General features: G+C 50.3%; 1 protein-coding gene. It reads left to right on the top strand.

Translation table 11 applies throughout. From position 1 onward, the window contains the following. Nucleotides 1-9: 9 nt before the first annotated feature. Nucleotides 10-368 (top strand): hypothetical protein (locus Q0779_RS23815; RefSeq protein ID WP_298776752.1); only part of this gene is annotated, 359 nt, incomplete at its 3' end.

Here is a 368-nt window from a genome sequence, read left to right on the forward strand (position 1 = left end):
AAGGAAGCGTTGCGCAGCATACCTGACAAAGGCATTGGATTTGGTGCGTTAGGGTTAGCGACAAGCGAGTTACCCCGAGTGAGCTTTAACTACTTAGGGCAAATGGACAACAGTGGTCAGTCAGGAGGTCTTGACTGGCAATTGACATCGGAGCCGACGGGCTTGAGTGTCTCGGGGCAAAACAAGGATGTCAATCTTCTTAATATCAATGGCGCTATCATGGATGGACAGCTTACGTTTAATGTTGCCTCTCAACTCGACGCTGCGCTGTCTCACACTTTTGTTAATGCCTTTGAGCAAGCCTTAATTGAGGTGGTTGATTGTGCCACGGCGCAAGCAACACAAGGGGGACTGCACACGCCCAGTGA

The sequence above is a fragment of the uncultured Shewanella sp. genome, from assembly GCF_947491715.1.
Taxonomy (GTDB): Bacteria; Pseudomonadota; Gammaproteobacteria; order Enterobacterales; family Shewanellaceae; genus Shewanella.